Source organism: Solihabitans fulvus, assembly GCF_008386585.1.
Taxonomy (GTDB): Bacteria; Actinomycetota; Actinomycetes; order Mycobacteriales; family Pseudonocardiaceae; genus Solihabitans; species Solihabitans fulvus.
The window spans coordinates 1-538 of record NZ_VUOB01000383.1; the positions used below are offsets into that span (position 1 = coordinate 1).

General features: G+C 53.0%; 1 protein-coding gene. It reads left to right on the plus strand.

What is annotated here, in order from left to right; all coding sequences use genetic code 11:
* A partial coding sequence (locus tag F0L68_RS46115) for an LIM domain-containing protein (protein WP_149855473.1) occupies positions 1-538 on the plus strand: 538 nt, incomplete at both ends.

The window sequence follows — 538 nt, forward strand, 5'->3', positions numbered from 1 at the left end:
CGCAAATGTTTCAAGTGCCGCGATTGCACAAGAACTTTGGACTCCATCATTGCCTGCGATGGACCTGATGGCGAAGTCTATTGCAAAACTTGCTACGGAAAGAAATGGGGACCTCATGGTTACGGATTCGCTTGCGGCTCTGGCTTCTTGCAAACCGATGGCTTAACTGAGGAAGAGATATCTGCTAGCCGTCCTTTCTACAATCCGGACACGACCAGCATCAAGGCTCCGAAGGGCCAAGGTTGTCCTCGTTGTGGTGGGATGGTCTTTGCTGCCGAGCAGCAGTTGGCCAAGGGCACTATGTGGCACAAGAAGTGCTTTAACTGTGCGGAGTGTGATCCACCAGTCGACTGGATGTTAGCGTGCGACGGTCCCGACAAGGAGATCCATTGCCGCGCTTGTTACGCTAAGCTTTTCGGGCCCAAGGGATTCGGTTACGGTCACGCCCCTACTCTCGTCTCTACCGACTCTGAACCGACAGTTACATACACAGAACAACTTCCATTCACTGGCCAAAAGGCAGCCAAAGGGCAAGGTT